General features: G+C 47.1%; 21 protein-coding genes. 14 read left to right on the top strand and 7 right to left on the bottom strand.

The window, feature by feature from the left end; genetic code table 11:
* The first annotated feature begins 26 nt into the window (after positions 1-26).
* The 13 genes from dxs to BACSA_RS08850 all read left to right on the top strand — a co-directional run bounded on the left by dxs (position 27) and on the right by BACSA_RS08850 (position 14,868).
* Positions 27-1,934, top strand: coding sequence for a 1-deoxy-D-xylulose-5-phosphate synthase (gene dxs / locus BACSA_RS08785; RefSeq protein WP_013617755.1), 1,908 nt, complete (start codon positions 27-29; stop codon positions 1,932-1,934).
* Positions 1,931-3,271, top strand: a complete 1,341-nt coding sequence (gene trkA / locus BACSA_RS08790; protein ID WP_013617756.1) for a Trk system potassium transporter TrkA — start codon at positions 1,931-1,933, stop codon at positions 3,269-3,271. Before dxs ends, trkA begins: the two co-directional genes overlap by 4 nt.
* Positions 3,272-3,957: 686 nt before the next feature.
* Positions 3,958-4,308 (top strand): NADH-quinone oxidoreductase subunit A, encoded by a 351-nt coding sequence (locus tag BACSA_RS08800; RefSeq protein ID WP_013617757.1) that lies wholly within the window; start codon positions 3,958-3,960, stop codon positions 4,306-4,308.
* Positions 4,299-4,922, top strand: a complete 624-nt coding sequence (locus BACSA_RS08805; RefSeq protein ID WP_041583959.1) for an NADH-quinone oxidoreductase subunit B — start codon at positions 4,299-4,301, stop codon at positions 4,920-4,922. Before BACSA_RS08800 ends, BACSA_RS08805 begins: the two co-directional genes overlap by 10 nt.
* 92 nt (positions 4,923-5,014) lie before the next feature.
* Positions 5,015-6,535, top strand: a complete 1,521-nt coding sequence (locus BACSA_RS08810; RefSeq protein WP_245546627.1) for an NADH-quinone oxidoreductase subunit D-related protein — start codon at positions 5,015-5,017, stop codon at positions 6,533-6,535.
* Between the two features lie 38 nt (positions 6,536-6,573).
* Positions 6,574-7,674 (top strand): NADH-quinone oxidoreductase subunit NuoH, encoded by a 1,101-nt coding sequence (gene nuoH, locus BACSA_RS08815; protein ID WP_013617760.1) that lies wholly within the window; start codon positions 6,574-6,576, stop codon positions 7,672-7,674.
* A gap of 12 nt (positions 7,675-7,686) precedes the next feature.
* On the top strand, positions 7,687-8,154 hold the full coding sequence (locus BACSA_RS08820) for a 4Fe-4S binding protein (protein WP_013617761.1): 468 nt from the start codon (positions 7,687-7,689) through the stop codon (positions 8,152-8,154).
* Positions 8,155-8,173: 19 nt separating this feature from the next.
* Complete coding sequence (locus tag BACSA_RS08825; protein ID WP_041584326.1) at positions 8,174-8,692, top strand: NADH-quinone oxidoreductase subunit J family protein; 519 nt, start codon at positions 8,174-8,176, stop codon at positions 8,690-8,692.
* A 16-nt stretch (positions 8,693-8,708) separates the two neighbouring features.
* Positions 8,709-9,020 carry an NADH-quinone oxidoreductase subunit NuoK gene (nuoK, locus tag BACSA_RS08830; RefSeq protein ID WP_013617763.1) on the top strand — a complete coding sequence of 104 codons (312 nt, stop codon included), beginning with the start codon at positions 8,709-8,711 and terminating at the stop codon, positions 9,018-9,020.
* 19 nt (positions 9,021-9,039) lie between these two features.
* Positions 9,040-10,932, top strand: coding sequence for an NADH-quinone oxidoreductase subunit L (nuoL, locus tag BACSA_RS08835; RefSeq protein WP_013617764.1), 1,893 nt, complete (start codon positions 9,040-9,042; stop codon positions 10,930-10,932).
* A gap of 63 nt (positions 10,933-10,995) precedes the next feature.
* Positions 10,996-12,477, top strand: coding sequence for a complex I subunit 4 family protein (locus tag BACSA_RS08840; protein ID WP_013617765.1), 1,482 nt, complete (start codon positions 10,996-10,998; stop codon positions 12,475-12,477).
* 10 nt (positions 12,478-12,487) lie between these two features.
* Positions 12,488-13,909, top strand: a complete 1,422-nt coding sequence (locus tag BACSA_RS08845; protein ID WP_013617766.1) for an NADH-quinone oxidoreductase subunit N — start codon at positions 12,488-12,490, stop codon at positions 13,907-13,909.
* A gap of 620 nt (positions 13,910-14,529) precedes the next feature.
* Entirely contained in the window at positions 14,530-14,868 is a 339-nt protein-coding gene (locus BACSA_RS08850; RefSeq protein WP_013617768.1) for a helix-turn-helix domain-containing protein, read from the top strand.
* Positions 14,869-15,332: 464 nt separating this feature from the next.
* Here BACSA_RS08850 and BACSA_RS08855 read toward each other — a convergent pair whose 3' ends face one another.
* From BACSA_RS08855 to BACSA_RS08885, 7 genes are all read right to left on the bottom strand, one after another.
* Positions 15,333-16,049, bottom strand: a complete 717-nt coding sequence (locus BACSA_RS08855; protein ID WP_013617769.1) for a DUF4493 domain-containing protein — start codon at positions 16,047-16,049, stop codon at positions 15,333-15,335.
* Positions 16,050-16,080: 31 nt separating this feature from the next.
* Positions 16,081-18,219, bottom strand: a complete 2,139-nt coding sequence (locus tag BACSA_RS08860) for a DUF4493 domain-containing protein (RefSeq protein WP_013617770.1) — start codon at positions 18,217-18,219, stop codon at positions 16,081-16,083.
* Between the two features lie 19 nt (positions 18,220-18,238).
* Entirely contained in the window at positions 18,239-19,882 is a 1,644-nt protein-coding gene (locus BACSA_RS08865; protein ID WP_013617771.1) for a PCMD domain-containing protein, read from the bottom strand.
* Positions 19,883-20,109: 227 nt separating this feature from the next.
* Positions 20,110-20,829, bottom strand: coding sequence for a hypothetical protein (locus BACSA_RS08870; RefSeq protein ID WP_013617772.1), 720 nt, complete (start codon positions 20,827-20,829; stop codon positions 20,110-20,112).
* 107 nt (positions 20,830-20,936) lie between these two features.
* Positions 20,937-22,664, bottom strand: coding sequence for a DUF4493 domain-containing protein (locus BACSA_RS08875; RefSeq protein WP_169311452.1), 1,728 nt, complete (start codon positions 22,662-22,664; stop codon positions 20,937-20,939).
* Between the two features lie 109 nt (positions 22,665-22,773).
* Positions 22,774-24,123 carry a DUF4493 domain-containing protein gene (locus tag BACSA_RS08880; protein ID WP_013617774.1) on the bottom strand — a complete coding sequence of 450 codons (1,350 nt, stop codon included), beginning with the start codon at positions 24,121-24,123 and terminating at the stop codon, positions 22,774-22,776.
* 30 nt (positions 24,124-24,153) lie between these two features.
* Entirely contained in the window at positions 24,154-24,954 is an 801-nt protein-coding gene (locus tag BACSA_RS08885; RefSeq protein WP_041583962.1) for a DUF4493 domain-containing protein, read from the bottom strand.
* A 1,238-nt stretch (positions 24,955-26,192) separates the two neighbouring features.
* Here BACSA_RS08885 and BACSA_RS19875 point away from each other — a divergent pair.
* Positions 26,193-26,378: a hypothetical protein gene (locus BACSA_RS19875; protein WP_144005208.1), complete on the top strand. Its 186-nt coding sequence runs from the start codon at positions 26,193-26,195 to the stop codon at positions 26,376-26,378.
* Positions 26,379-26,428 lie beyond the last annotated feature (50 nt).

Consider the following 26,428-nt stretch of genomic DNA (forward strand, 5'->3'; position numbering starts at 1 on the left):
AGCGCATAATATTGAACTTAATTCAGATGGAACAAACTACGTCTTACAAATTGTTGAGTAAAATAGACAGCCCGAAGGATTTGCGCCAACTACCTGTCGAGTCTTTACCTGAAGTCTGCAAAGAGCTCAGGGAAATGATTATCGATGAACTTTCGCGCAACCCCGGACACTTCGGGTCGAGTTTGGGAGTCATCGAGTTGACAGTTGCTCTACATTATATATATAATACGCCCTACGACCGTATTGTGTGGGATGTAGGCCATCAGGCGTACGGACATAAAATCTTAACCGGAAGGCGCGACCGTTTTTGCACCAACCGGAAACTGAACGGGCTATGCCCTTTCCCCTCTCCCGCCGAAAGCGAGTATGACACATTCACCTGCGGCCACGCTTCCAATTCCATTTCGGCTGCATTGGGCATGGCTGTAGCCGCAGACAAGAAAGGAGAAGCCGACCGTCATGTCGTAGCCGTTATCGGCGACGGTTCCATGAGCGGAGGATTGGCTTTCGAGGGACTGAACAATGCTTCATCCATCCCCAATAATCTGCTCATCATCCTGAATGACAACAACATGGCCATCGACCGAAGTGTCGGAGGCATGAAACAATATCTGCTCAACCTGCAGACCTCGGAAGGCTACAACCGCCTGCGGTACATCGTTTCCCAAAAGCTGCATAAGATAGGCATTCTGAATGATGAACGGCGGAAGAGCCTGTTGCGGTTCAACAACAGCCTCAAATCTGTTCTTGCCCAACAGCAGAACATCTTCGAAGGAATGAACATCCGATACTTCGGACCGGTAAACGGACACGATGTCTGTGCCCTTGCCAAAGTATTGAAAGAAATAAAGGACATGAAAGGCCCTAAACTGCTGCATGTCCATACAGTAAAAGGAAAAGGATACAAGCCGGCAGAAGAAGAAGCGACCATTTGGCACGCCCCCGGCATGTTCAATAAAGAAACCGGCGAACGCATCGTAAAAGATACCACCGGCATGCCTCCCCTTTTTCAAGAGGTATTCGGAAATACCTTATTGGAATTAGCGGAGCAGAACGAAAAGATCATCGGAATTACCCCTGCCATGCCTACAGGATGCGCCATGAACATTCTGATGAAAGCCATGCCCGACAGGGCATTCGACGTAGGCATTGCCGAAGGGCATGCCGTCACGTTTTCGGGAGGAATGGCGAAAGAAGGATTGCTGCCGTTCTGCAACATCTATTCTTCTTTCATGCAACGTGCCTATGACAACATCATCCACGATGTAGCCATTCAAAAGCTGAACGTAGTATTGTGCTTAGACCGCGCCGGCTTGGTAGGCGAAGACGGACCGACTCACCACGGTGTATTCGACATGGCTTATCTCCGTCCGATTCCGAACCTGACCATTGCCTCGCCTTACGACGAACACGAATTGCGCCGGCTGATGTACACAGCCCAACTTCCCGACCAGGGACCGTTCGTTATCCGGTATCCGCGGGGAAGAGGCACGCAAGTCGACTGGAAATGTCCATTAGAAGCAATCCCCATAGGCAAAGGGCGAAAGCTGAAAGAAGGTGCAGACCTGGCTGTAATCACCATTGGCCCCATCGGGAACAATGCGGCTAAAGCCATTGCAGAAGCCGAAGGGCAAACCGGCAAAAGCATCGCCCACTACGACCTGCGCTTCTTAAAACCGCTTGATAAAGAAATGCTGCACGAAATCGGGAAGAAGTTCCGGTTCATCGTTACCGTAGAAGACGGCGTATTGAAAGGAGGCATGGGAAGTGCCATTCTGGAATTCATGTCAGACAACGGCTACACACCCGTAGTGAAACGACTGGGCATTCCCGACCAATTCATCCAACACGGACCGGCAGAAGCCTTGCAGGCTATTTGCGGAATAGATAAAACAACTATTTATCACACACTTACTCATATTCTGAACTCATGAAAATCATCATTGCAGGTGCAGGAGCCGTAGGCACACATTTAGCGAAACTGCTGGCAAACGAAAAGCAGGACATCATCCTGATGGATGAAAATGAAGAAAGATTAGGAAAGTTAGGAAATAACTTTGACCTGATGACGGTGAACATTTCTCCTACCTCCATCTCCGGCTTGAAAGAAGCCGGTACAGCCAATGCAGACTTGTTTATAGCAGTCACCCCCAATGAAAGCCAAAACATGACGGCATGCATGCTTGCTTCCGGATTGGGAGCCAAGAAAACCGTAGCCCGCATCGACAATTACGAATACCTCTTGCCCAAGTATCAGGAGTTTTTTGCCCAACGGGGCGTCCATTCGCTTATCTACCCCGAAATGCTGGCGGCCAAGGACATTGTAGACGCGGTAAAGATGAGTTGGATACGCCAATGGTGGGAATTTGCCGGAGGCGCCTTGGTCCTGTTAGGAACCAAGATGCGTGAAACAGCGGAAATCCTGAACATTCCCCTCTATGAATTGGGCGGACGCAACATTCCGTTCCACATTGTTGCCATCAAACGGGGAAACGAAACCATCATCCCGCGAGGCGACGATTCCATCTTGCTGAATGACATAGTCTATTTCACAACAACAAAGAAATACATCCCCTATATCCGGAAAATTTCCGGAAAAGAGAGCTATGCCGATGTGCGCAATGTCATGATTATGGGCGGAAGCCGCATTGCCGTACGTACGGTGCAATACATGCCCGAATACATGCGCACCAAAATTATCGAGAACGACCTTGCCCGATGCAACCGGCTGACCGAACTGGTAGACGACAAAGTAATGATTATCAACGGAGACGGACGCGACTTAGACTTATTGACCGAAGAAGGCATCCAAAATACAGAAGCGTTTGTCGCTCTTACCGGAAGTTCGGAAACCAATATCCTTGCCTGCCTTGCCGCCAAGCGGATGGGCGTCAGCAAAACGGTGGCCCAGGTGGAAAACATCGACTACATCAGCATGGCGGAAAGCATGGACATCGGTTGTGTCATCAACAAGAAATTCATCGCGGCAAGCCACATTTACCAAATGATGCTGGATGCCGATGTATCCAACGTAAAATGCCTGACCTTCGCCAATGCCGATGTAGCTGAATTTACCGTCAAGGCAGGCGCACGCATCACCCGTACCCAAGTAAAAGATGCCGGATTGCCCAAGGGAGCGACCATCGGAGGGCTGATACGGAACGGCGAAGGAATCCTGGTTACAGGTAACACTACCATCCAAGAGAACGACCATGTCGTGGTATTCTGCCTGAATATGATGATTAAGAAGCTGGAAAAATTCTTCAACTGACACCTGCCATTCTACAAATGCAATCTAACGGCGTTGCCGGTACGATTACTAATTGTCATGCCACACTATTACTAATCATCACGCCACACGATTACTAATTGTACCGGCAACGCAGCCATACATCTTTCCGTTCAAGAACAAATCCTGCGGATTACGCAGCCCGGCCTTACAGAATGAAACACAGAGACACGAAGGCACAGAGTTTTTTATAGTCAATCAGAAATAAAATGCGAAAAAACATTTGTCATGCTGAACGAAGTGAAGCATCTCGGATGCGCCCACGTGGATGTACACGAGATCCTTCACGTTCGTTCAGGATGACAATACATCAAGATTTTTTCGCAAACCAATTTTGTTCTACTATAATCGACAATTGTTAATTCCTCCGTGCCTCTGCGCCTCTGTATTCAATAAATTGCCCGTAAGGCTGTTCGAGGAATTCACTGTCTTTATTTACCCGCAAATTCTTTTATTTTTATGCCGCCGTACGCCCTGCTTATTAAAAATAAATATGTATCTTTGTCGCGTTTTTGAACAGGCAGCAATGAAAAGACAGAAAAGCCCCATGCCCACATCGATATGCTCTCTTGTCACGTCCTTGATAAGAGATTGGGCAACATGCGCTTTCCCGTTGGCTTGTTCCCGCTCCATTCGTAGAGAAATATCACTAAATATCAATTATATATATGTTTTTTACGTTTTTAGTTGTTGCTATCTTGACGGCAGTAGTGCTCGTGGTAGCAGCACTGACTATTTCAAGACTAATCGCGCCACGCTCGTTCAATCCTCAGAAAGGCGAGCCTTATGAGTGCGGTATCCCGACGCGCGGACAGTCGTGGGTACAGTTCAAGGCAGGCTATTACCTGTTTGCCATTCTGTTCCTCATGTTCGACATCGAAACCGTATTCCTCTTTCCGTGGGCGAATGTGGTGAATGAAGTCGGTGCTTATGCATTAGTGTGTGTGTCATTCTTCTTATTGGTATTAATTTTAGGCTTAGCTTACGCTTGGCGGAAAGGAGCGCTGGAATGGAAATGAAAAAGCCGAAAATCCGTTCGATGAAGTACGATGAGTTCAAGAACAATGATTACTTGGAACGTCTCGTACAGCAAGTAAACCAAGACGGAGCAGGTGTCATTCTGACCACTTTCGACGAACTGATTAATTGGGGACGAAGCAACTCGGTATGGGGACTCTTGTTGGGTACCAGCTGTTGCGCCATCGAATTTATGGCGTTAGGAGCAGCCCGCTACGACATGGCACGCTTCGGATTCGAAGTAACACGCAACTCCCCTCGTCAGGCAGACGTATTGGTCGTTATGGGAACCATTACCTACCGCACCGCACCGGTCATGAAACGTTTGTACGACCAAATGGCAGAGCCTAAGTATGTGGTTGCCGTAGGCGGTTGTACCATTTCCGGAGGCCCGTTCATCAAGTCATACAATGTCGTAAACGGCATCGACAAGGTAATCCCTGTCGACGTGTATATCCCCGGTTGCCCTCCGCGTCCCGAAGCTTTCTATTACGGGCTCATGCAGTTGCAGCGCAAAATGAAGGTAGAGCGCTACTTGGGTGGCGTAAACCGCAGTCATGCTCATGACGAAGGGACAGAAAATGAAACCGAAAAGGCGAAAGGAGGAGAACAATGAAACGTGACGATGTACTGAAAATACAAGGAGCTGAAGTGTGTGCAGGAAACGCAGGCGTAATCAAACTGCCGCTCAGCGAATTCCGTAAAGTGATGGAAGGTCTGCGCAACGACCCGCAAAGTCCGATGGATTTCTTGCGTGAAATTGTAGGTATGGACTGGGGAGAAGAAGGTTTAGGAGCAGTCTACTTCATGGAATCGACCGTAACAGGCGATACCGTAGCCATCCGGACCGCTACAACCGACCGTGAAGAAGCTTATCTGCCTACCGTAAGCGACTTGTGGAAGACCGCACTGATTAAAGAACGCGAAGTATATGATTTCTTTGGCATCCGTTTCATCGGACATCCGGACATGCGCCGTCTCTTCTTGCGTGAAGACTGGATTGGATGGCCTCTCCGCAAGGATTACGACATGAATTCGAATCCGTTGCGTCTGGACAATGAAATCAATGCCGATATTACGAAAGAATACCGCCTGATGCCCGACGGCACCCTGCAAGGCTTCGACAATCAAGTCTTTGGAGAAGACGATTTCGTGGTAAGCATGGGACCGCAGCACCCTTCTACCCACGGTGCGTTGCGTATGCGCATCGCGCTCGACGGTGAGTTCGTCAAGAAGGTAGACCCGATTTTAGGATACATCCACCGCGGCATCGAGAAGATGAACGAAAGCCTGACTTATCCGCAGACATTGGGCATGACCGACCGCTTGGACTATTTGAGCGCGCATCAAAGCCGCCATGCGTTGTGCATGTGTATCGAGCAGGCTGCCGGCATCGAAATCTCCGACCGCGCCAAATACATCCGTACCATCATGGACGAACTGCAACGTATTGATTCACACTTGTTGTTCTATTCTTGTCTGGTATTGGATATGGGTGCGATGACACCGTTCTTCTATGGCTTCCGCGAACGTGAAATGGTGCTCGACATCTTCGAAGAGACTACCGGCGGACGCCTCATCCAACATTACAACGTCATCGGCGGTGTGCAGGATGACATTCATCCTACTTTCTGCCAGAAAGTAAAAGAGTTCATCAAGCACCTGCGCAGCGTCATTAAGGATTACCACGACATTTTCACCAACAACGTCATTGCCGATACCCGTATGAAAGGCGTAGGCATTCTGTCAAAAGAAGACGCCATATCATTGGGATGCACCGGAGGTACCGGACGTGCTGCCGGATGGGCAAACGACGTACGCAAGCGTCATCCGTACGGATTGTACGACAAGGTAGACTTCCGCCAAATCACGTACAATGAGTGTGATACCTTCGCCCGCTACATGGTTCGTATGGACGAAATCATGGAATCCTGCCGCATCATCGAACAACTTATCGACAACATTCCGGAAGGCGAATTCCGCGTGAAGACCAAACCGATTATCAAGTTGCCGGAAGGCATCTGGACATCGGCTGTGGAATCAAGCCGTGGCGAGTTCGGCGTTATGATTGAAAGCCATGGCGACAAGACTCCGTACCGTATGCACTTCCGTTCTACCGGTTTGCCGTTGGTACAAGCCATGGACACGATGTGCCGCGGATGGAAATTTGCCGACTTGATTGCTATCGGTGCTTCGGCTGACTTTGTGATTCCGGATATCGACCGGTAAAAAAGAAGAAACAACGTTCAAAATTAAGTATTACAAATATGAACCAAGCATTTTTAGATTATTATAACCTGCAACCGCTTTGGGAACTCATCCATTCTGCCTTGTGCAGTGTGATGCCCGAAGGACTTGCCATTTTTCTGGAATGTGTCGTTGTAGGCGTTATTATTATGGTAATGTATGCCGTGCTTGCCATCATCCTTATTTATATGGAACGTAAGGTCTGCGCGGCTTTCCAGTGCCGTATCGGTCCGAACCGCGTAGGAGGTAAAGGCGGATTGCTGCAAGTGCCTGCCGACGTCATCAAGATTCTGATTAAGGAAGTCTTCAAGCTGAAGAACGCCGACCAGCTCTTGTACGCCGCGGCACCGTTCTTAGTCATTCTGGCTTCTATCCTGACTTTCTCCTGCCTGCCCTGGCATAACGGCGGGGAAATCCTGCACATGAACATCGGTATCCTTTTTGTGCTGGCTGCCTCTTCAATCGGTATTTTGGGAATCCTGCTTGCCGGCTGGAGCAGTAACAGCAAATATACCCTTATCGGTGCCGTGCGAAGCGGTGCGATGCTCATCAGCTACGAAATCTCTATCGGACTGATTGTGTTGACCATGGTCATGCTGAGCGGGACAATGGATATCCACGAAATCGTTATGGGACAGGCGAACGGCTGGAACATCTTCAAGGGGCACCTCATTGCCGTAGTGGCATTCGTCATCTATCTGATTGCCGGAAATGCCGAAGCCAACCGTGGCCCGTTCGACCTTGCCGAAGCCGAACAGGAATTGACTGCCGGATACCATACCGAATATTCAGGTATGCACTTCGGATTCTTCTATCTGGCAGAATACCTGAACCTGTTCATCACAGCCGGAATCGCTACTACCCTCTTCCTGGGAGGATGGATGCCGCTGCACATTGCAGGCCTCGACGGATTCAATGCTGTCATGGATTACATTCCGGGCATTGTCTGGTTCCTGGGCAAGACATTCTTTGTAGTCTTCCTGCTGATGTGGATTCGCTGGACCTATCCCCGTCTGCGTATCGACCAGGTTCTGACCTTGGAATGGAAATACATCATGCCGCTGTCACTGGTAGTCTTGCTGGTAATGGCAGTTTGCAAAGTTTATGGACTCGTTTTTTAATATAGAATAACAATGGAAAGTTTCAGCGACTATATAAAAGGGTATGCTTCAGGACTGAAAAGCCTGCTAGTAGGGCTTCGCACTTCAATGAAAGTATTCTTGGAGCCGAAAGTGACCGAGCAGTATCCTGAAAACCGTCATACCACGCTACACATTCCCGAACGCCACCGTGCACGGCTGACAATGATTCACGACGAAGAGAATCACCACCATTGCATCGCGTGCGGGCTGTGTCAGATGAATTGTCCGAACGGCACCATCAAGCTCACGACCGAAATGCGTGAAGATGCCGACGGGAAAAAGAAAAAAGTATTGGTCAAGTATGAGTACAACTTAGGCTCGTGCATGTTCTGCAACCTGTGTGTGAACGTTTGTCCGCACAATGCCATCGAATTCTGCAACGACTTCGAGAATGCGGTGTTCGAGAAAGACAAACTCGTCCTGACCCTTAACCATGAAGGTTCAACCCTCGCTAAATAATCAATAGGACATGGAAATAATGGAACTATTATCATTTCAAAATATCGTATTCTACGTAGTAGCGGCAGCCATCGCGCTCTGTTCTGTACTTGCCGTAACCTCGGGCAAGCTTCTGCGTGCGGCTACCTACTTGCTGTTTGTCCTTTTCGGTACTGCGGCTATCTTCTTCATGCTCGGCTATACCTTCCTGGGTGCAGTCCAGCTGATGGTTTACGCCGGAGGTATCATCGTTTTGTATGTGTTCTCCATAGCCTTGACCCGTTCGGACAAAGACATGAGATACAAAATCAGCAAAGCACGGCTCTTCAGCGTACTTGCCACCACCGTGGTAGGCGCCGCATTGGTCCTCTTGCTGCTTTTCACCAATGGATTCGCCCTCAATGCCATCCCGTTGGGTGAGGAACTTCCTTCCCGCGAGGTCGGCATGGCACTCATCGGAACCGAGAAATATCAATTTGTATTGCCTTTCGAGGTAGTCAGTGTATTGCTGCTGGCATGTATGATTGGCGGCATCCTGATTGCACGGAAAGAAAAATAACTGGAGGATTAGATTTATGGAAATACATGTAATACATTACCTGGTTATCAGTACCATCATGATGTTTTGTGGCATTTACGGATTCTTTACCCGCAAAAACCTGCTGGCACTGCTCATTTCCGTTGAGCTCATGCTGAACGCAACGAACATTAACTTTGCCGTATTCAACCGTTATCTTTTCCCGGGACAGCTGGAAGGACATTTCTTCACCCTGTTCGGCATTGCCATTGCCGCAGCCGAAACAGCCGTAGCGATTGCCATTATCATCAATGTGTACCGCAATGTGAAACAAGTCCTTACCGATGACATCACCGACTTGAAAGGATAACTAAAACATTTTATCGATTATGGAATATACAATTCTGATACTCGCGCTACCCGTCCTGAGCTTTCTGATACTGGGGCTGACGGGCATGTACATGAAACATCGTGTGGCAGGGCTTATCGGTACGCTCTCACTCGCGGGAGTGACGTTTCTGAGCTACCTCACTGCCTACGAATACTTCACGGCTCCGCGCACAGCTGAAGGAGTCTTCGAAACGTTGATGCCTTGGAACTTCCAATGGCTGCCGTTCAACACCTCGCTGCACATCGACATGGGAATCCTGCTCGACCCGATTTCCGTCATGATGCTGGTAGTCATCTCTACCGTCAGCCTGATGGTGCACATTTATTCATTCGGTTACATGAAAGGCGAAGTCGGCTTCCAGCGCTACTATGCGTTCCTGTCGCTCTTCTCGTTCTCTATGCTGGGACTGGTGCTCGCCACCAACATCTTCCAGATGTACGTGTTCTGGGAATTGGTGGGTGTGTCTTCTTACTTGCTCATCGGATTCTATTACACGAAGCCCGAGGCTATCGCTGCCAGCAAGAAAGCGTTCATCGTAACCCGTTTCGCCGATTTGGGCTTCCTTATCGGTATCCTGATTTACGGTTTCTATATGGGAACCTTCACCTTCACTCCCGAACAGGAACAACTGATGAAATGCGGCATGTTGCTGCCGTTGGCGCTTGGACTGATGTTCATCGGCGGTGCCGGTAAGAGTGCCATGTTCCCGCTGCACATCTGGCTGCCCGATGCCATGGAAGGCCCGACTCCGGTCAGTGCCCTTATCCATGCCGCAACCATGGTCGTTGCCGGTGTATACCTGGTAGCCCGCATGTTCCCGCTGTTCATCGGCTATGCGCCCGAAACCTTACATCTTGTAGCCTACGTGGGTGCCTTCACCGCATTCTATGCGGCTTCCGTAGCCTGCGCCCAGAGCGATATCAAGCGTGTGCTTGCCTTCTCTACCATTTCACAAATCGGTTTCATGATGGTAGCCTTGGGTGTCTGCACCACTGCCGACCCGCACGAAGGCGGACTGGGATACATGGCAGGCATGTTCCACTTGTTCACTCACGCCATGTTCAAGGCTTTGCTGTTCCTCGGCGCCGGATGCATCATCCATGCCGTTCACAGCAACGAGATGTCTACCATGGGCGGCTTGCGCAAGTATATGCCGATTACCCACATCACCTTCCTCATTGCCTGTCTGGCGATTGCAGGTATTCCTCCGTTCTCGGGCTTCTTCTCTAAGGACGAGATTCTGACCGCCTGCTTCCAGTTCAGCCCGGTAATGGGATGGATTATGACGATTATTGCCGGTATGACCGCATTCTACATGTTCCGTCTGTATTACGGCATCTTCTGGGGAACTGAAAACAAAGAACTGCACGCACACCATACACCTCACGAAAGCCCGTTGTCCATGACTTTCCCGCTGATGGTGCTGGCAGCCATTACCATTGTCTGCGGCTGGATTCTTCCGTTCGGACATTTCGTATCGGCTAACGGACACGCATACGACATCCACTTGAATACCCAAGTAGCTGTAACCAGCATCGTCGTAGCCCTGATAGCCATCGGCTTGGCTACCTGGATGTATGCACGCGACAAGCAACCCGTTGCCGATATGCTGGCAAAACGTTTCGCTACCCTTCACCGTGCGGCTTACAAGCGTTTCTACATGGACGAAGTTTGGCTGTTTGTCACAAAACGGATTATCTTCCGTTGCATCTCTACCCCGTTGGCTTGGTTCGACCGTCATGTCATCGACCAGTTCATGAACTTCATGGCATGGAGCACCAATGCTGCCGGCGAAACGGCACAACCCATCCAGAACGGTAAAATCCAGAGCTACACCCTGTGGTTCCTGGGCGGTGTCATTGTGCTGTCAATTATACTTTTGCTCAATTAATAGGAAGAATGAACAGCAACCCGGTTATTCACTATTAATTGTTAACTATTAATTGAATACAAAATGAATATATTAAGTCTTTTCGTATTAGTTCCTCTGCTGATGTTGCTCGGCTTGTGGATTGCCCGCAACGTGAATCAGGTAAGAGGAGTGATGGTAGCAGGCTCCAGCGTCTTGCTGGTTCTTGCCGCATACCTCACCGTTTCTTATATCGGACTCCGCAACGGAGGCGCCACCGAAGAAATGCTGTTCACCGACAGCATCACGTGGTATGCCCCGCTGCACATTGCTTACTCGGTAGGCGTTGACGGCATCTCGGTCGTAATGCTGTTGCTGAGTGCCATTATCGTGTTCACCGGCACCTTCGCTTCCTGGAAGCTGAAGCCGCTCACCAAGGAATACTTCTTGTGGTTCACCCTGCTGAGCACCGGTGTATTCGGATTCTTTATCTCTACCGACCTGTTCACCATGTTCATGTTCTACGAAGTGGCGCTGATTCCGATGTACCTGCTGATTGGCGTATGGGGCAGCGGCCGCAAGGAATACTCAGCCATGAAGCTGACCCTGATGCTGATGGGCGGCTCGGCATTCCTGCTCATCGGTATCTTAGGCATCTTCTACGGTGCCGGAGCCGAAACCATGAACGTGATTGAAATCGCGAAGCTGAAAATCCCGACTGAGTTCCAGCAAATCTTCTTCCCGATGGTATTCCTGGGATTCGGCGTATTGGGCGCACTTTTCCCCTTCCATACATGGAGCCCCGACGGTCACGCTTCGGCGCCGACTGCCGTATCTATGCTCCACGCCGGTGTATTGATGAAATTAGGAGGTTACGGATGCTTCCGTGTCGCAATGTACCTGATGCCTACCGGATTGGCATACTGGGGCGACTTCTTCCTGGTGTTGACTACCATTTCGGTGGTTTACGGAGCGTTCAGCGCCGTTGTGCAGACCGACTTGAAATACATCAACGCCTACTCGTCTGTAAGCCACTGCGGCCTGGTATTGTTCGCCCTGCTGATGGCTACGCGTGTCAGCTCTACCGGTGCCATCCTGCAGATGCTGAGCCACGGCTTGATGACGGCACTCTTCTTTGCCCTCATCGGTATGATTTACGGACGTACGCATACCCGTGACATCCGCCAGCTGAGCGGCTTGATGAAGATTATGCCTTTCTTGGCTGTAGGCTATGTGATTGCCGGTCTTGCCAACCTCGGTTTGCCGGGCTTGAGCGGCTTCATTGCCGAGATGACCGTATTTGTAGGCTCGTTCGAGCATACCGATGTATTCCACCGCGCCTGCACCATTATCGCTACTACCAGTATCGTGATTACTGCGGTCTACATCCTGCGTGTGGTCGGCAAGATTCTGTATGGCACTTGCCAGAATCCCGAACACCTGAAACTGACCGACGCCACTTGGGACGAACGCTTCGCCGTTATCTGCCTCATCGCAGCGGTAGCCGGACTGGGTCTTGCACCGTGGTGGGTCAGCGATGTCATCAATGCCAGTGTAGAACCTATTATTTCACAACTCATACATTAATTCAGACATTATGGATATAAGTGCAATATTCTCTACCATGCAAGCAGAAATCAGTCTGGCTATCATCCTGATTGTCGTATTGCTTGCCGACCTGATCCTGAAACAGCCCAACCACAAGGCATTGCAGGGTCTGTCATGCGGGCTGTTAGTGGTGCAAATCGCGCTGAATATCGTCCCCGTAACGGGCGAGGCTTTTGGCGGCATGTTTGTCAACACCCCCATGTCGTCTATTGTCAAGACGGTACTTACCGCCGGAACCTTGCTGGTCTTCATGCAGGCTGATTCATGGATTAACCGTGAAGACACCCGCCACAAGGCAGGCGAATTCTACGTCCTGACCCTCTCCACCCTGCTGGGTATGTATTACATGGTAAGCGCGGGCAGCTTCCTCCTCTTCTACGTAGGCTTGGAACTTGCCAGCATCCCGATGGCATGCCTGATTGCATTCGACAAATACCGTCACCACAGCGCGGAAGCCAGCACCAAGTTCATCCTGAACGCCATGTTCTCTTCTGCCCTCATGCTTTACGGCTTGTCGCTCATCTACGGAACATGCGGAACCATGTATTTCGAAGACATGACCACGATGCTCACCGGAAGCCCGTTGCAGATTCTTGCCATGGTGCTCTTCTTCGCCGGCTTGGGCTTCAAGCTGAGTCTGGTTCCTTTCCACATGTGGACCCCCGATACCTATCAGGGTGCTCCCACAGCCGTTACTGCCTACCTGTCTGTCATCTCGAAAGGTGCGGCAGCCTTCGCGCTGATGAGCATTCTGGTCAAGGCATTCGGTCCGATGATAGCAGACTGGAGCCTGCTGGTGGCTATCGTAACCGTAGTAACCATTACGCTTGCCAACATCATGGCTATCCTGCAGCACGACCTGAAACGATTCATGGCGTACAGTAGTATCTCGCAAGCCGGCTACATTATGCTGGCTGTGCTGGGAGCCGACGGACAAGGCATGGCATCATTGGTATATTATGTCATCGTCTACATCGTGGCAAACCTCGCCGTCTTCGGCGTCATCACCACCGTAGAGCAACACAACGGCGGACGCGTAGACCGCGAAGCCTACAACGGTTTCTACAAGACCAACCCGCACCTGAGCTTCATCATGACGCTGGCACTCTTCTCGTTGGGTGGTATCCCTCCGTTTGCCGGCTTCTTCTCGAAGTTCTTCGTGTTTGCTTCTGCATTCCATGCCGGACACTGGCTGGTAGTATTCTTAGCATTGGTCAACACCATCATCTCGCTCTACTACTACCTGCTGATTGTAAAGGCAATGTACATTACGCCCAATGACAATCCGCTGCCTGCGTTCCGCAGTTCAGGCATGACCCGCGCCTGCCTGGTTATCTGCCTGCTGGGCATCGTATTGCTGGGTATCTGCAGCAGCGTATTCAACACGCTGAGCAACGTAGCGTCATTATAATATCAAACATACAAAAAACGGAGACGCAGAGGAATATCAATTCCTCCCTGCGTCTCCGTTTTTTTTGTGTCTCTGTGTTTCGCCACGCATGTCACGCACGTCACACATGTCACACACTGTTTGCAGACACCATCACAGTAGAGACGATGTGCACATCGTCTCCCAAGAAACGGTGCAAACCGTACAAATCCCGATGCACATCAGAACGTCTCTGCTTATGTAGTGCCACGACAAGGAAAAGCATAGGAATTAGAGTGAAATCAGGAAAAGACAAGTCATTACAGAAATATCATGTTTGAGGTTATAACTCGGCAATCTTTTCCGGGCTAAGTCCTGTCGCTTGTGAAATAATATCAATAGAGACTCCCTATTTTTTAAGTTCCTTTATCTAAAATAAACAGACAAAAGTTTCGTATTTACGAAACTTGTTATTAGCTTTGCAGATGAAAACATTTAGATGCAGATATGGCAACATTCCAACTTACACTATTAGAAGAAGCTAAAGACTTCCTCCAAAACCTGCCGATGCAGACATACAAAAAAAATATTGTATAACATTTGGCGAGTTGCAGGCGGAAACTATAATGAAACGATATTTTGAACTCAAAAAACGATAAGAAATGAAACACGTAGGAGATATGAAACTCTATTCCTTAGAAGAAGTTACCGACGAACTTATAGGGCAAAAAGGAACTCCGGAAAGAGAAGACTTTGACAATAGCGTAGAAGAGGCTCTGCACGCTTATCGGATAGGCGAGGCTATCAGGAATGCACGCCTGAAACAGAACCTCACACAAGAGGAACTGGGTGAACGTATAGGAGTGCAAAAGGCTCAGATATCCCGTATGGAAAGAGGGTATAGTATAAGTATTCCCACAATGAGCCGAGTTTTCAAAGCTCTGGGTATCACTACAGCTACGCTTGACTTAGGTATGGCTGGGAAAGTCGCTTTGTGGTAATTTACATGGGGAATTTACCGACACACATAATAAAAGGCACATACATAATACGAATATCATCACAGTAGAGACGATGTGCACATCGTCTCCAAAGAAACGGTGCAAACTGCACAAATTCCTATATGCACATCAAGCATGTGTTTTGACGAACATATAGTAAAACAAAATTGGTTTGCGAAAAATTCTTGATGTATTGTCATCCTGAACGGACGTGAAGGATCTCGTGTACATCCACGTGGGTGCATCCGAGATGCTTCACTTCGTTCAGCATGACAAATCATTTTTCGCAATTTATTTCTGATTGACTATAAGTGAGTGGGTCTTTAACATAAGTAACTCGGGCGTTTCACATAAGTAAGTTGGCTGAGTCACTTATGTTCGCAAAAACAACCAGACCACACAGGCAGACACCTCTTTCTCTGTGCCCGTCTGTGTGGCCTGTGTTCCAATTGCTGAATATGCGGTTAGTCGGCTACGCTGAGCGATTGAGTTTCCGGATTAAATTCAAAAATCAACGTATAGCACTTGCCGTTTGCTACCTCTGGTGTGCCAGACAATGTCACTGTTTCATCATCGTCATTTCGAGAAACCAATGTATAATTTAACTTGGAGTTTTCCTCCAAATAGAAATAAACGTATGTACTGCTCTGCTGACCGGCATCCAGCGTGACGTTTCTACCGTTACACATCAGTGTCAGTTCTGTTTGTTCCGTTTTGAAGTAAGTACCAAAGTTATCTCCTAATTGGAATGTAATGCCAAAGTTATACAAAGACACTTCAAGGGTTACTTCCGTGTGGGTATCTGCGGTTATGGTAAATGTTTCTTCACCATAAAAAACAGGTTCGCCTTGTGCGTCCTCTGCCCACGATTCATACGTTTGATAAGCCGCATTATACGCTTTTGCCGTATAGGTTCCGATGGGAAGCGGAATCTGTTCGGGCACTTCGCCCGGCTCGTATGACAACACCTTTTTGTCTCCTTCGCAGATTTCCACATACAAAGCGGCTTTGTCTACCGAAGGCAGGGCACGGCTTGCCGATTGGTTGACATTTTCCACCGTTGCCACTACACTCTTTAAAGAGAGATAACCGTAACCGGATTGATTTTCTGTAACTTCTTCCTGTTGGCAGCTTGCCAAAAGGAAGATTCCTAATAATAGGTATAGTAGGTTTTGTTTCATTGTATATTATTTAATCATTATATTTTTCATATTATTTAGCATATACTAATTCTACATCATCAATATAAAGTTGACTACCTACTCTCAATACATCATTAATTTGTTTGTTGCGCTCAACAGATTCTTTTACCCCTGATTTAAATACCAAAATTAACTTATTTGGAATGAGATCCATATTCTCTTGATATTTATTATAGTCAATCTCTAATTCATCTGTTACTTCTGTCCAAGAAGATATTGTAGAAGATTGTTGAAAAGATTTTTCACCTAAAACAATATCATCGCACAAAACCTGCACAAAAATATCAGTATGATCACCATCATAAGGTTCATATTTATATTTAAATGAAACAGAAGTTGGACGAGAATAAAAACTTATACCATAATTTCTTGAAGCCACATCATCATCATGATCTACATCGGTTAATGAGCCAAGAAAAAGTTCACCTGGAGTTATATATTTTATTGTTCCTCGATCTCCAAATATCGTAGCCCAATTAGAACTTCCATACCCCCATCCAATAGTGGCAATCCATGCTGCGGTTGAATTATCAGGTCCAATAATTGGTTGTGTACCAGAACGAGAATTGTACCAGCACTGCATTCCTACAGCATTATCACACGTCAACTCATTTAATGTAGCCCAATTATCCCAATAATAACGTGTACCATAATTAGCATTACTTTCAGTAGGAGTATAAATATTCAAATTTCCATTTACCAAAGGGGTCTCTGGATAAGTCATAACCTCAGTAACTTCTCCCGGCACTTCACCACGATACAATCCACGAATATAATAAGTCGTGCCCGGCAACAATCGGTCTTGACGCATACCATCATTTAAAGTCATCCAATTTGTTTGCCCATCAATACTATATTGATAAGTCATATCCCTACTCAACGTAGTAAAATCACCGCTTGTCACCTGTTCTTCACGCAAGGTGCTTACCGTAAATTCTTTAGTCCATATATTGCCCGGATAAGCATCCACAGTAAATTCCGGCTTATTACAAGTCAACTTATAAGTCAAATTCGCCGTTTTATTCTCACTGCTCCAGCGGTCGTTTGCCTTTACATCTACTTCGATAATATTCGTAGTAGTTGCTCCCGCATTTGTTTGGAGCTTGGCAAGCAGGCCGTTCAAATCAATACTATTGTCTGAAACAGCAATACCTAATTGCTCGCTTATTACTTTTCTATTTTCCTCATCAGACCATAGATATTCTTTCTCTTCACCTAATGATGCAAACTGTTCATCCTCAAAATTAAACTTAAACTTGATATCCTGCAATGCCGAAGAAAGCGTCAATTTCAGTTTTGCATCTTTCTGTTCCGTTTCTACAAATGACAATTCATTATCCGTAAATCCTTCCGCCTCCACTTTCGGCTTCGGCAACCATTCCATCGGTATTTCTTCCGTCAGTGAAGCTTCTACTACATCGACATCTACTATACTCAACGGAATATCGAAGCGGTCCAGTTTGGGTGATAAGGTAAGTTTCAGGTGGTCGCCGGCATTTAGCGTAGCCGGTACTTCGAACTCGCTGCCTAACGTAACCGCCTTATCTGTTCCGTCTATTGTTCCATGGAAAATCACTTCAAAGGCAGAGCCAGCCTGCATGTAAGCACTTTTTTCTCCCGTCTTATCAATCTGAACCGGAGTTGCGCTTCCCACCTTTACCTCTACATAATAGTTACTATACACATCTTCGAACGAAGCTTTCGAGTTGTCATACGTTACCGATACCAATGCATTGGCTACCTTGCAAGCTATCGTAACCGGTGTGGTCTGATCGTTGAACACTTCTACTCCGGTAGTTTCCCCCTTAAAGTAAGGCGCATCCAGTGCCAATACCGGATTCTCCCCATACGTTGCGGTCAAGTCATACACACCGCTATAGGCATCAATCACCCCCGTACCGACTTTTTTATTATAGATTTCCTCCTTCGTTTCCACATTAACAATCCGCAGGTTGAAGTCTGCGCCTTCTATCCCTTCGCTATCCACGATGTCTCCCGGTGTAGCACGCGATACATCCAGTTTTGTTCCGTCTGTCAGCGAAACGATAAAGCCCGTCTTGCCTTGTGCGGTTTCCAATTCATCGGTCTGCGTGCACGAAAAGAGGCACAAGCCGATGCAAGCCATCCATACATGCTGAATCAATTTCATATCCCTAAACCTTATCTTTTTATTCATAAATCAACTCAAAATTATCAATCAACAACTTGCTGGTGTCTCCACCCGTGAAATAATCGCCATACTTGCTTGCCGTTGCAACCACCAAGATATACTTAGGCGTGCGGTTCGTATAGCGGTAGTCCAGCACCAAGTCACGCTGCTGGTATTGCGAATCGGAACTTCCGCTGATGTATTCCGCATAAGCTATCACATGCGAATCATTCTTATTAAATAACTGACGTTCCGATTTCCGTGTGCGGATTTCGTATGGCTGGTCCCAATCGGTCAAGGCGATGTAAATATGGCAAGAGTCTGCCCGCCCCGACAGATACGTCAAATCATCATCACCGATACGGTTAATGGTGGAAGAAGTATATTTATAATTAATCCGCAGCTTCGTAGGGAAAGCGTTGAATTCCCTGCCAAAGCTCAACACGCCGTTTGTACCGTCCGTCTTCACATAACTTCCCGTAAAGATATTCCCTGCTGCCAGTTTCATTACCACCCACCGTGTCTCCAATGAAGCGGCACGCCCAGAGCCGTTGCAGGTTTCTTCCGTGGGGATGCTGTTGCTGTCCCCTATCGTTGTGGCTCCTTTATTGCCTGTATCCCAAAAAGAAGTAGTAGACCACGGCTGCCACAACGTACCATTTTTTGCCGGTTCGCTTGACCAATTATCAAAACTGCCGTTCTCCAACGGCGTAGCCGGGGCAGTAGTAAACGATTGTGCTGCTCCGGCTACGCCGTCCACCGACACACGGCATTGATAAGAAGTGTTAGCTTGCAAACCGGTAAAGGTCGCCGTGTAGCGCGACCCGTTGACCGATACAGCCGATGACGGCAATTCGCTCCATGCAGAAGCGCTTGCCGTTTTATATTCTACCACAGGAGTCTTTCCGCTTACGATGCTTCCGCTTAGCGTGGCACGGGTGCTCATCGGAAACACAGAAGCAGTTCCTGTCGTATTTTCCTCATGGAACACCCGTACCGTCCATTTAGTGAAATGTTCCGGATCCCAAGCATTGGAAACCATAAACTCTTGCCCTGCAGAAAAGTCATGTATGGTAGTAGGGTCAGGTTCTACACTACCCGAAGGGCCTCCCAACGGTAATGAATGAATCTGTATATTACGTAAATCCTTATCTGGCGACACATAAATGTATGCCCGATGGTTTTCTTCGTCAATTACATGGCGAATCATACCGTCTACATCCGGAGTACGGTCAATCACTTGTGTCACGTTTACCGTCCACACATAATCTTGATACGTACGAAGGGTAAACTGCACCGGAGAGGAGAAATCCACGCGGGTATCCGCCAAGTTGTCGGGTATCTCGAAACCGGCTGTCGGGAAACGGTCTTTATCCACACACGCCTCTTCATCAACTATCAGTTCTGTACCTTCCGGTGCGATAGTCAGACGCATAATGCGCAATTTGGTCAGGTCTACCGTATCATCTACATACAGCGTTACGGTACGGGTATCCCGGTTAATGCCTGCCTGCGTGGCTCCTTCGGGTGCACTGCTAAGCTGCCCTTCCACTTCAAAGTTTTCGATGTTCGCTTCTTCAATGGGATAAGGAATATCGTTCTCAATCTTGCATCCGTGAAGTGCCAGCAAGCATAAAGTCGTATAGAGTAGTTTCTTTATCATGTAATGAGTTTATAAGTTTTTAAGTTTGTCGTCTTGCCAACGAGAGTATATCAAAATAGAATTTGGTTATCAAAAAGTAATGTCATGCTGAACATAGTGAAGCATCTCGGATACATCACCTTACGTTTTCGAGATCCTTCGCTTCGCTCAGGATGACAAAATGAAAGCTGATTCCATTTTTGAGACACCCTCATGTATGACATACTATAATTCTTCATTCTTCATTTTCAAAGGTAGAACGTCATGCCGATGTTAACGGAAAACAAGTTTATCTTAAAGTTTCCCGAACTGGTACGCCGTTTTCCGGTCTCTACCTGATTGGTCTTCTGGTCTACCCACTTAAAGTCGAATCCCATCACGCCCATCGACACTTCTACGGCAGCAAAATCGGTCACAAAAGCCGTTATACCCGGCGCAAAGCCTATCTCCAAGTTGTTGACGGTCTGATACGTCCCGTCGTATTGCGTCCCCGAGCCAGTCGAGTTCTTGCCTTCGGCATACCCGTAAGTAAGGCGTATCTCGTTGAAGAAACCGAATATCTTGCTTTTGCCTATCGGCATATACGAACGGAAAAAGCCCGAAGCCTCGTACTTATGCTCCAGGTAATACACGTCCTCCAGATTGATATTGAAATCTTCTCCTAAGTTTAAGTCGAAATTTCCCAAGTCGAGGTAAGTGCGGTTGTAGGCAAAACGCACACCGGCTGCCAAGTTGTTGCTGAAGAAATAACCGACAAACGGGCTTACCTTGAAATCATACCCTTCGCCGGTGATGTTTTTCAGCACCGTAAAGTTGAGGTTGTCCTCGTTGTGCTCGGTATAAGAAACCGTTCCGCCTACCATCCATTGCCCTTTCGGGATAAATACATACTTCTGGGTTTCACGATCGATGCGTTGCACCCGATGCGGATTGATAGCGGAGGCAGAAAGCACACTCATCGCTAACATCGCAAAAAAGAAAAATTTAGTCTTCATTTATTCATAAGGATAACCGGAAGAGGAAAATGCTCACGCATTTCCTCTCTCGGTTATGGTTATTGAGTTTTGTTTTTTAATTATTCTTGAACGGACGGTTCGCCATCGTAAACCAGTTCGAAATCATCCACGTACATTACACTTGAATCACTACCGACAAAATAATCACCGTATTTACTTGCACTCATCACAATAATTATATGTGTAGGCTTACGTTCAAGACTTCGATATACCAACGGAATATTTACTTCCTTCCACCCATCTGTCGCCACGCATTCCGCCTGTGGAAGTTCACCGTAAGCAATTATGTTAGGATCATTATCAAAATCAATAAATTGTTTTTTACCATTATTTACTTCATAAGGAGCACCTTTGTCAGACAATGCTATATAAATTGCATTTTGATCTGTATCACCCAAATGCAAAGTTGCATCTGACGGCAAATTTGTATCTTTCCCTCTATTCACTTCGCCCGGTGCATACTGAATCCAGCCATGCAAGGCAATTGGACGTGCTGTAAAAGGTTGTCCAAAATTAATACGTGCACCCATCGGATTCATTATCGTTTCCTGATAATTTCCCGTATAAATATTACCAGCAGCAAACTGTATAACTACATACGTTGAAGCCAATTTGGCTGACTTCCCAGAAGTATGAACAATTGTTTCCTCAGGGGAAGTAGGGTTTTTAGCTCCAAGCGTAGCAGCCATTCCTGTAGAAGTGCCTACATTACCGGAATCCCAGAAAGATTTATTGAAATCCGCACTAACTGCCGCATCTGCAAACCAAGTATTCTTATAGTTACCTGTACCCTTATTCCAATCCTCGAAACTACCGTTATATAATGCTGTAGCCGCTTCCGTAGTAAATTCCTTCACATCACTTGTAAACGTATTTTCTTCACCATATACTAACCGACTTTCGTATGCCGTTGCAGGGGGCAGTTGGGTAATTGTAGCTTTATACGTTCCATTTTCATTGACAGCTGCCACTTTAATCCAATCCTCATCAGTCGCATCCGCTTTTTTCTCCCGATACTGAAATGCCACTTTAGTAGGATCTACCTCCACCACGTTGTTTCCGTTCATCGTACCTTCCAAATAAACGAGCTTCGCCCATGCATTGGCAGAAGAAACCGCTAAGGTCGGCTGGTCGGGCACAACCAATGGGAATTCAATGTTGAATGTGTATGTTTTGGTTGCCGGATCCACTTCCACCGTTACATTACCGCCTGTGGTTTCCCCTACCTTATAGTTTAAGATATAATGGTCGCGGGCTTTCACATCGGTAATTTCATTGACTTGTGTATTGGTTACACTGTTTTTATTTGTTGCCGATACGGTTGCTTTCAGGTCTGTTACCGGGAAATAGCCTGATTGAGTGGTCTGATTCATGATAAAGTCTAACGGACTGATACCGGCATCGCCAGCTTTATCATCTATTTCCACCTCCGCCCCGGTAAAAGCATCCTTAAACGTTTGGTCGAAGTTAACGGTTACTTTCACATTGGCAAGCGTACATTCGATAGTAGCGTTTGCACTCTTTTCACTTTTCACAGTTACTTGCGTGCTTCCGGCATAATAAGGTTTGTCAAACCCTGAAGTAGCTCCGTCGAATCCAGCCGAAGAAGCTTTTACGGTATAGGTACCGACAGGCAGCTCAATGGTTTCGCCTTTCCAGTTTGTTTCAAAGTTTGTTGTTTCCTTTACCACTTCGCCGCTTGCATTGACAATCTGCACAGCAAGTTGTTTCGGATTATAAGCAGCTTCCGCACGAGTAATGGAAGATGTATTTACTTCCAATCCCAAACGGAGATAGCCTATAGCATTGCTTCCTAATTCTTCTTCGCTTTGACAAGCGGAGAATGTAATCAGTAAGCAACATATTATAATAAATGTATACCAATTCCTTTTCATATTATTCAACAATATTAATAGTCAAAGTAGCAGTTTTTTGCTGGTTATTAGCATCAATTACTGTTAAAATGAAATCATGTTTTCCTGGGAAACCTATAGTGCTCTCAGTTCCACATAAAAGGTTAAATAAAACGTCATTCATTGTAAATTCATATTCTGTAGAATTAACTGTAGGTAAAGCAAACATACTTTCTAAATCAGATACAACGTCACTGGTCAAATCCAATCCATCGCCCGTGGTCAAATTCATATTCCCAGCAGCTTCTTCAAAAGCCTCATTATCTGTATCAACTTTCACATAAAGACTCTTGATTCCATTTTTTACATTCATTACAATAACCACATCATCAGGGTATTTACCTCCAACCACTGTTACACCATTCGTCAAATACCCCGTATCATTATCCGAAATAGTAATGGCTTCAGACGGTTCCGGATCTGGCTCTTGACCTCCACCACCTTGGTTCGGATCATCCGTAGGCTCATCATCGTCGTCTCCCGAATCTCCGGTACCCGGAGTGATAGGAATCGTCACGCTTTCGTCATGATTTGAGAAACTTAAGATAACCGATACATCAAAGCCAATCTGCGGCTGTTCCGGTTGTTCGGGAGTTTCTTCTTGGGTTACATCGATATTGATAGCCAATGCGTCACCTCCTACAAAGTTCGGGTTATCGTTCTCGCCAAAGTTTTCAACCGCATCTGCTTTCGTCAAGGTTTGTGCCTTCGTATAGGTTACCCCCTCTTTTACAGCCATTATATTCATTTTCAATGTAGGTACACCTGTCTCGCCCAAATACCAATAAGCTGTATGATTATCATAATTGTCCGCATTGCTGAACTCCAACGTATGATTATTGCCACCATCCAACGTAATGGTCCAGCTATCGAAAGAATCGAAATCGCTTGGCAAATCCAATGCCACCCTGGTATTCGCCAACGTACATACGACATTCACGTCTTCCGTAATACCCTCGGTTACCGTCAAATCGGCTACACCTTGATAATAAGGGTCTTTCATAATAGAAAATCCGACCAATGTTCCCTGCGTATGGGCTTTAACTACATACGTACCTGCAGCCAAAGGCACTACATTGTCCAACTCTACAATTTCGGCATACGAAGCAAAAGTCTTGCTATTCGCCGGTGTATCCTCGCAAGTGATTTCTACCGGGAATGTTGTTACATCGTTGTTAGCCCGGCCTGTTCCCGGCTCTTTCACCGACAAGCCCAGTTGCAATGCACCCATAGCTTCGGATGTGCCTGTACCAGCCAGCTCGTCTTTCATTTCGCAAGACGCCAATGCCCCTGTAAGCAATACGCCCAGCATCCATTTATTCATTGTCTTCATATATCTTCTATTCCGTTTTTAATTGATTCATTATTCTTTATCTGTTACCCAGTCGGACGGCACTTCGATATCTTGCTCAATATCGTTCGTCTTTTCATTGATGGTAATCTCAATACCCAACTTGCCGTCTCCTTCCGGAGCGATATGCAGCGTCAAACCATCGGACGGGCTTAAGGTATAAGTTCCGCTTTTCACAGCATCCGCTATGCTTGTATCTTTGTATTTCGCCGTTACGGTGTATTTTATACTTTCGTTTGCATCTACTTTCATATAAACAGGGTCAGTATCATTTTTCTTCCATGTAAATGAACCGCTGCCCAATGCCTTGGTTTCGAACTTAACCGAATAATCGCTGAAATAAGTATCCAATGCTTCAGCATCGAACTCTACCAAAACTTTTGCGCAAACGGGTTTACATACTACGCTCAGCTTGGCAGGCTCTTCCTGATCTGCCGTAACTTCCACTTCCTCGCCAATACCTTCTACGTACATAGAGGTGGTTGAAGCAGCTTTGTCTTCGCCATAAAAAGCCTTTAACTGATAAGTACCAGGATCTACTTTCGTAGTAACAGGGAGCACATTTTTTTTCCATTCATTTTGCACTTCACCATCTTTCAACAGCTGTACCGTATAATTATTAATATTAGCATAGTCGGCTTCATTCACCGCCCGTGACTGGAAGCCGGTTTCTGTTGTCACATCGAAAGAAATCAATCCTTCGCCTTCTGCTGCGCCCTGCACCGCTTCATCCTCCGAAGAGCAAGAAACCGTCAATGCGCCCATTGCCAGCATTGCGCAAAACATTGTTGCATACGTTTTCATCTTTCCCATATTTTAGTTTGTTAGTTTTTAAGTTAATTCGTTTTTATGAATTCCTCATTTTATCCAATTGGCTGTAGGGGCGTATCGCATACGCCCTGAAGACATCCGCATGGATAAGTGGACGCATTCGGGCGTATGCGATACGCCCCTACATGGGATGCCTGCAGTATTCAAATCCGTTTTATGCATTCCGCATTTTGCCCCTACGTTGGCTAATTGCGGACATTCGTTTTCATTTTTTACCCTATGCGGCATGGATTTGTGCATTTCCTCCTTGTTTCTGTAGAGACGATGTGCACATCGTCTCTACTGTAAGGGCATCGGCAACGTGTGCCACTATCCTTGGGAGGACGGGGAGACGCCACGGTGTGACGTCTCTACTGCCTGCACCACTTCCTGTCCTATTATCAAATTTTTCCGGTTGCAAAATAACAACCTTTCACAAAAACTCACAATGTCTATTTTTACTATTTTTGTTCCATTCTTTACGATTTTTCAAAAATCCGGCTTAAAATGAGGTTTTTTAATGCCTTTTCTTCATAATTGGCACTTTTAAAGAAGGAAAGAAAGAAGTACGCCCGGCATCCCTCGAAAGCCTCCTTCGGGAGGGTCTTGCCGCTGCATTGGGAAAGCCTTCAGGGTACGTTAGAAAAGCCAATGGGCTTCTCGCCCAGTTTCAGTATACTGAAACTACAGTTTCAAGGCGCTGAAACTAAAGTTTCATACGGCTAAAACTAAAGTTTCAGCAATATGGAGCAACCCTGAAACTACTATGTGTTGGGAATCACGGCTATACAGCTTATTACAATTGACAATGAACAATTAATAATGCGAATCAGGAGTTATACTTTGCGTGTTTTAGAATTGTGCATTCCCACATCGCCTGCACGGACAACCTCAAAGAGGTTGAACCTCGCACGTCCGGATCTTTCTTGCCTCGCACACTCGACAACCTCGAAGAGGTTGAACTATGCTTAACCGCTGGTGGCTCCCCGAAGGGGGACACCTGCGGATTATCCCGTCTCCCTTCTCTTCCATCGACCTCGAAGGGGTCGAACTATGCTTAACCGCTGGTGGCTCCCGAAGGGAACACCTGCGGATTATCTCGCCTCCCCTCTCCTCCATCGACCTCGAAGGGGTCGAACTATGCGTAACCGCTGGTGGCTCCCGAAGGGAACACCTGCGGATTATCTCGCCTCCCCTCTCCTCCAACGACCTCGAAGGGGTCGAACTATGCTTAACCGCTGGTGGCTCCCGAAGGGGAACACCTGCGGATTATCCCGTCTCCCTTCCCCTCTTCCAACAACCTCGACGGAGATGGGGCAATCAGAAGAATGTGGCTGGACATGTGTGGTTCGACCCCTTCGGGGTCGGTGGAAGAGAGAAGAGGCGACTATCCGCAGGTGTTCCCTTCGGGAGCCACCAGCGGTTAAGCATAGTTCAACCTCTTCGAGGTTGCCGAGTATGCGAGGCAAGAAAGAAC

This window comes from Phocaeicola salanitronis DSM 18170 (genome assembly GCF_000190575.1).
Taxonomy (GTDB): Bacteria; Bacteroidota; Bacteroidia; order Bacteroidales; family Bacteroidaceae; genus Phocaeicola; species Phocaeicola salanitronis.

Bases quoted from the DNA above. Each gene is read 5' to 3' on its own strand.
- BACSA_RS08855 (WP_013617769.1), bottom strand. From the start codon at position 16,049: ATGAAACAAAACCTACTATACCTATTATTAGGAATCTTCCTTTTGGCA.
- BACSA_RS08805 (WP_041583959.1), top strand. From the start codon at position 4,299: ATGGAAATGAAAAAGCCGAAAATCCGTTCGATGAAGTACGATGAGTTC.
- dxs (WP_013617755.1), top strand. From the start codon at position 27: ATGGAACAAACTACGTCTTACAAATTGTTGAGTAAAATAGACAGCCCG.
- BACSA_RS08845 (WP_013617766.1), top strand. From the start codon at position 12,488: ATGGATATAAGTGCAATATTCTCTACCATGCAAGCAGAAATCAGTCTG.
- nuoH (WP_013617760.1), top strand. From the start codon at position 6,574: ATGAACCAAGCATTTTTAGATTATTATAACCTGCAACCGCTTTGGGAA.
- nuoL (WP_013617764.1), top strand. From the start codon at position 9,040: ATGGAATATACAATTCTGATACTCGCGCTACCCGTCCTGAGCTTTCTG.
- BACSA_RS08850 (WP_013617768.1), top strand. From the start codon at position 14,530: ATGAAACACGTAGGAGATATGAAACTCTATTCCTTAGAAGAAGTTACC.
- trkA (WP_013617756.1), top strand. From the start codon at position 1,931: ATGAAAATCATCATTGCAGGTGCAGGAGCCGTAGGCACACATTTAGCG.
- BACSA_RS08840 (WP_013617765.1), top strand. From the start codon at position 10,996: ATGAATATATTAAGTCTTTTCGTATTAGTTCCTCTGCTGATGTTGCTC.
- BACSA_RS08885 (WP_041583962.1), bottom strand. From the start codon at position 24,954: ATGGGAAAGATGAAAACGTATGCAACAATGTTTTGCGCAATGCTGGCA.
- BACSA_RS08820 (WP_013617761.1), top strand. From the start codon at position 7,687: ATGGAAAGTTTCAGCGACTATATAAAAGGGTATGCTTCAGGACTGAAA.
- nuoK (WP_013617763.1), top strand. From the start codon at position 8,709: ATGGAAATACATGTAATACATTACCTGGTTATCAGTACCATCATGATG.
- BACSA_RS08825 (WP_041584326.1), top strand. From the start codon at position 8,174: ATGGAACTATTATCATTTCAAAATATCGTATTCTACGTAGTAGCGGCA.
- BACSA_RS08865 (WP_013617771.1), bottom strand. From the start codon at position 19,882: ATGATAAAGAAACTACTCTATACGACTTTATGCTTGCTGGCACTTCAC.
- BACSA_RS08880 (WP_013617774.1), bottom strand. From the start codon at position 24,123: ATGAAGACAATGAATAAATGGATGCTGGGCGTATTGCTTACAGGGGCA.
- BACSA_RS08800 (WP_013617757.1), top strand. From the start codon at position 3,958: ATGTTTTTTACGTTTTTAGTTGTTGCTATCTTGACGGCAGTAGTGCTC.
- BACSA_RS08810 (WP_245546627.1), top strand. From the start codon at position 5,015: ATGGAAGGTCTGCGCAACGACCCGCAAAGTCCGATGGATTTCTTGCGT.
- BACSA_RS08860 (WP_013617770.1), bottom strand. From the start codon at position 18,219: ATGAAATTGATTCAGCATGTATGGATGGCTTGCATCGGCTTGTGCCTC.
- BACSA_RS08870 (WP_013617772.1), bottom strand. From the start codon at position 20,829: ATGTTAGCGATGAGTGTGCTTTCTGCCTCCGCTATCAATCCGCATCGG.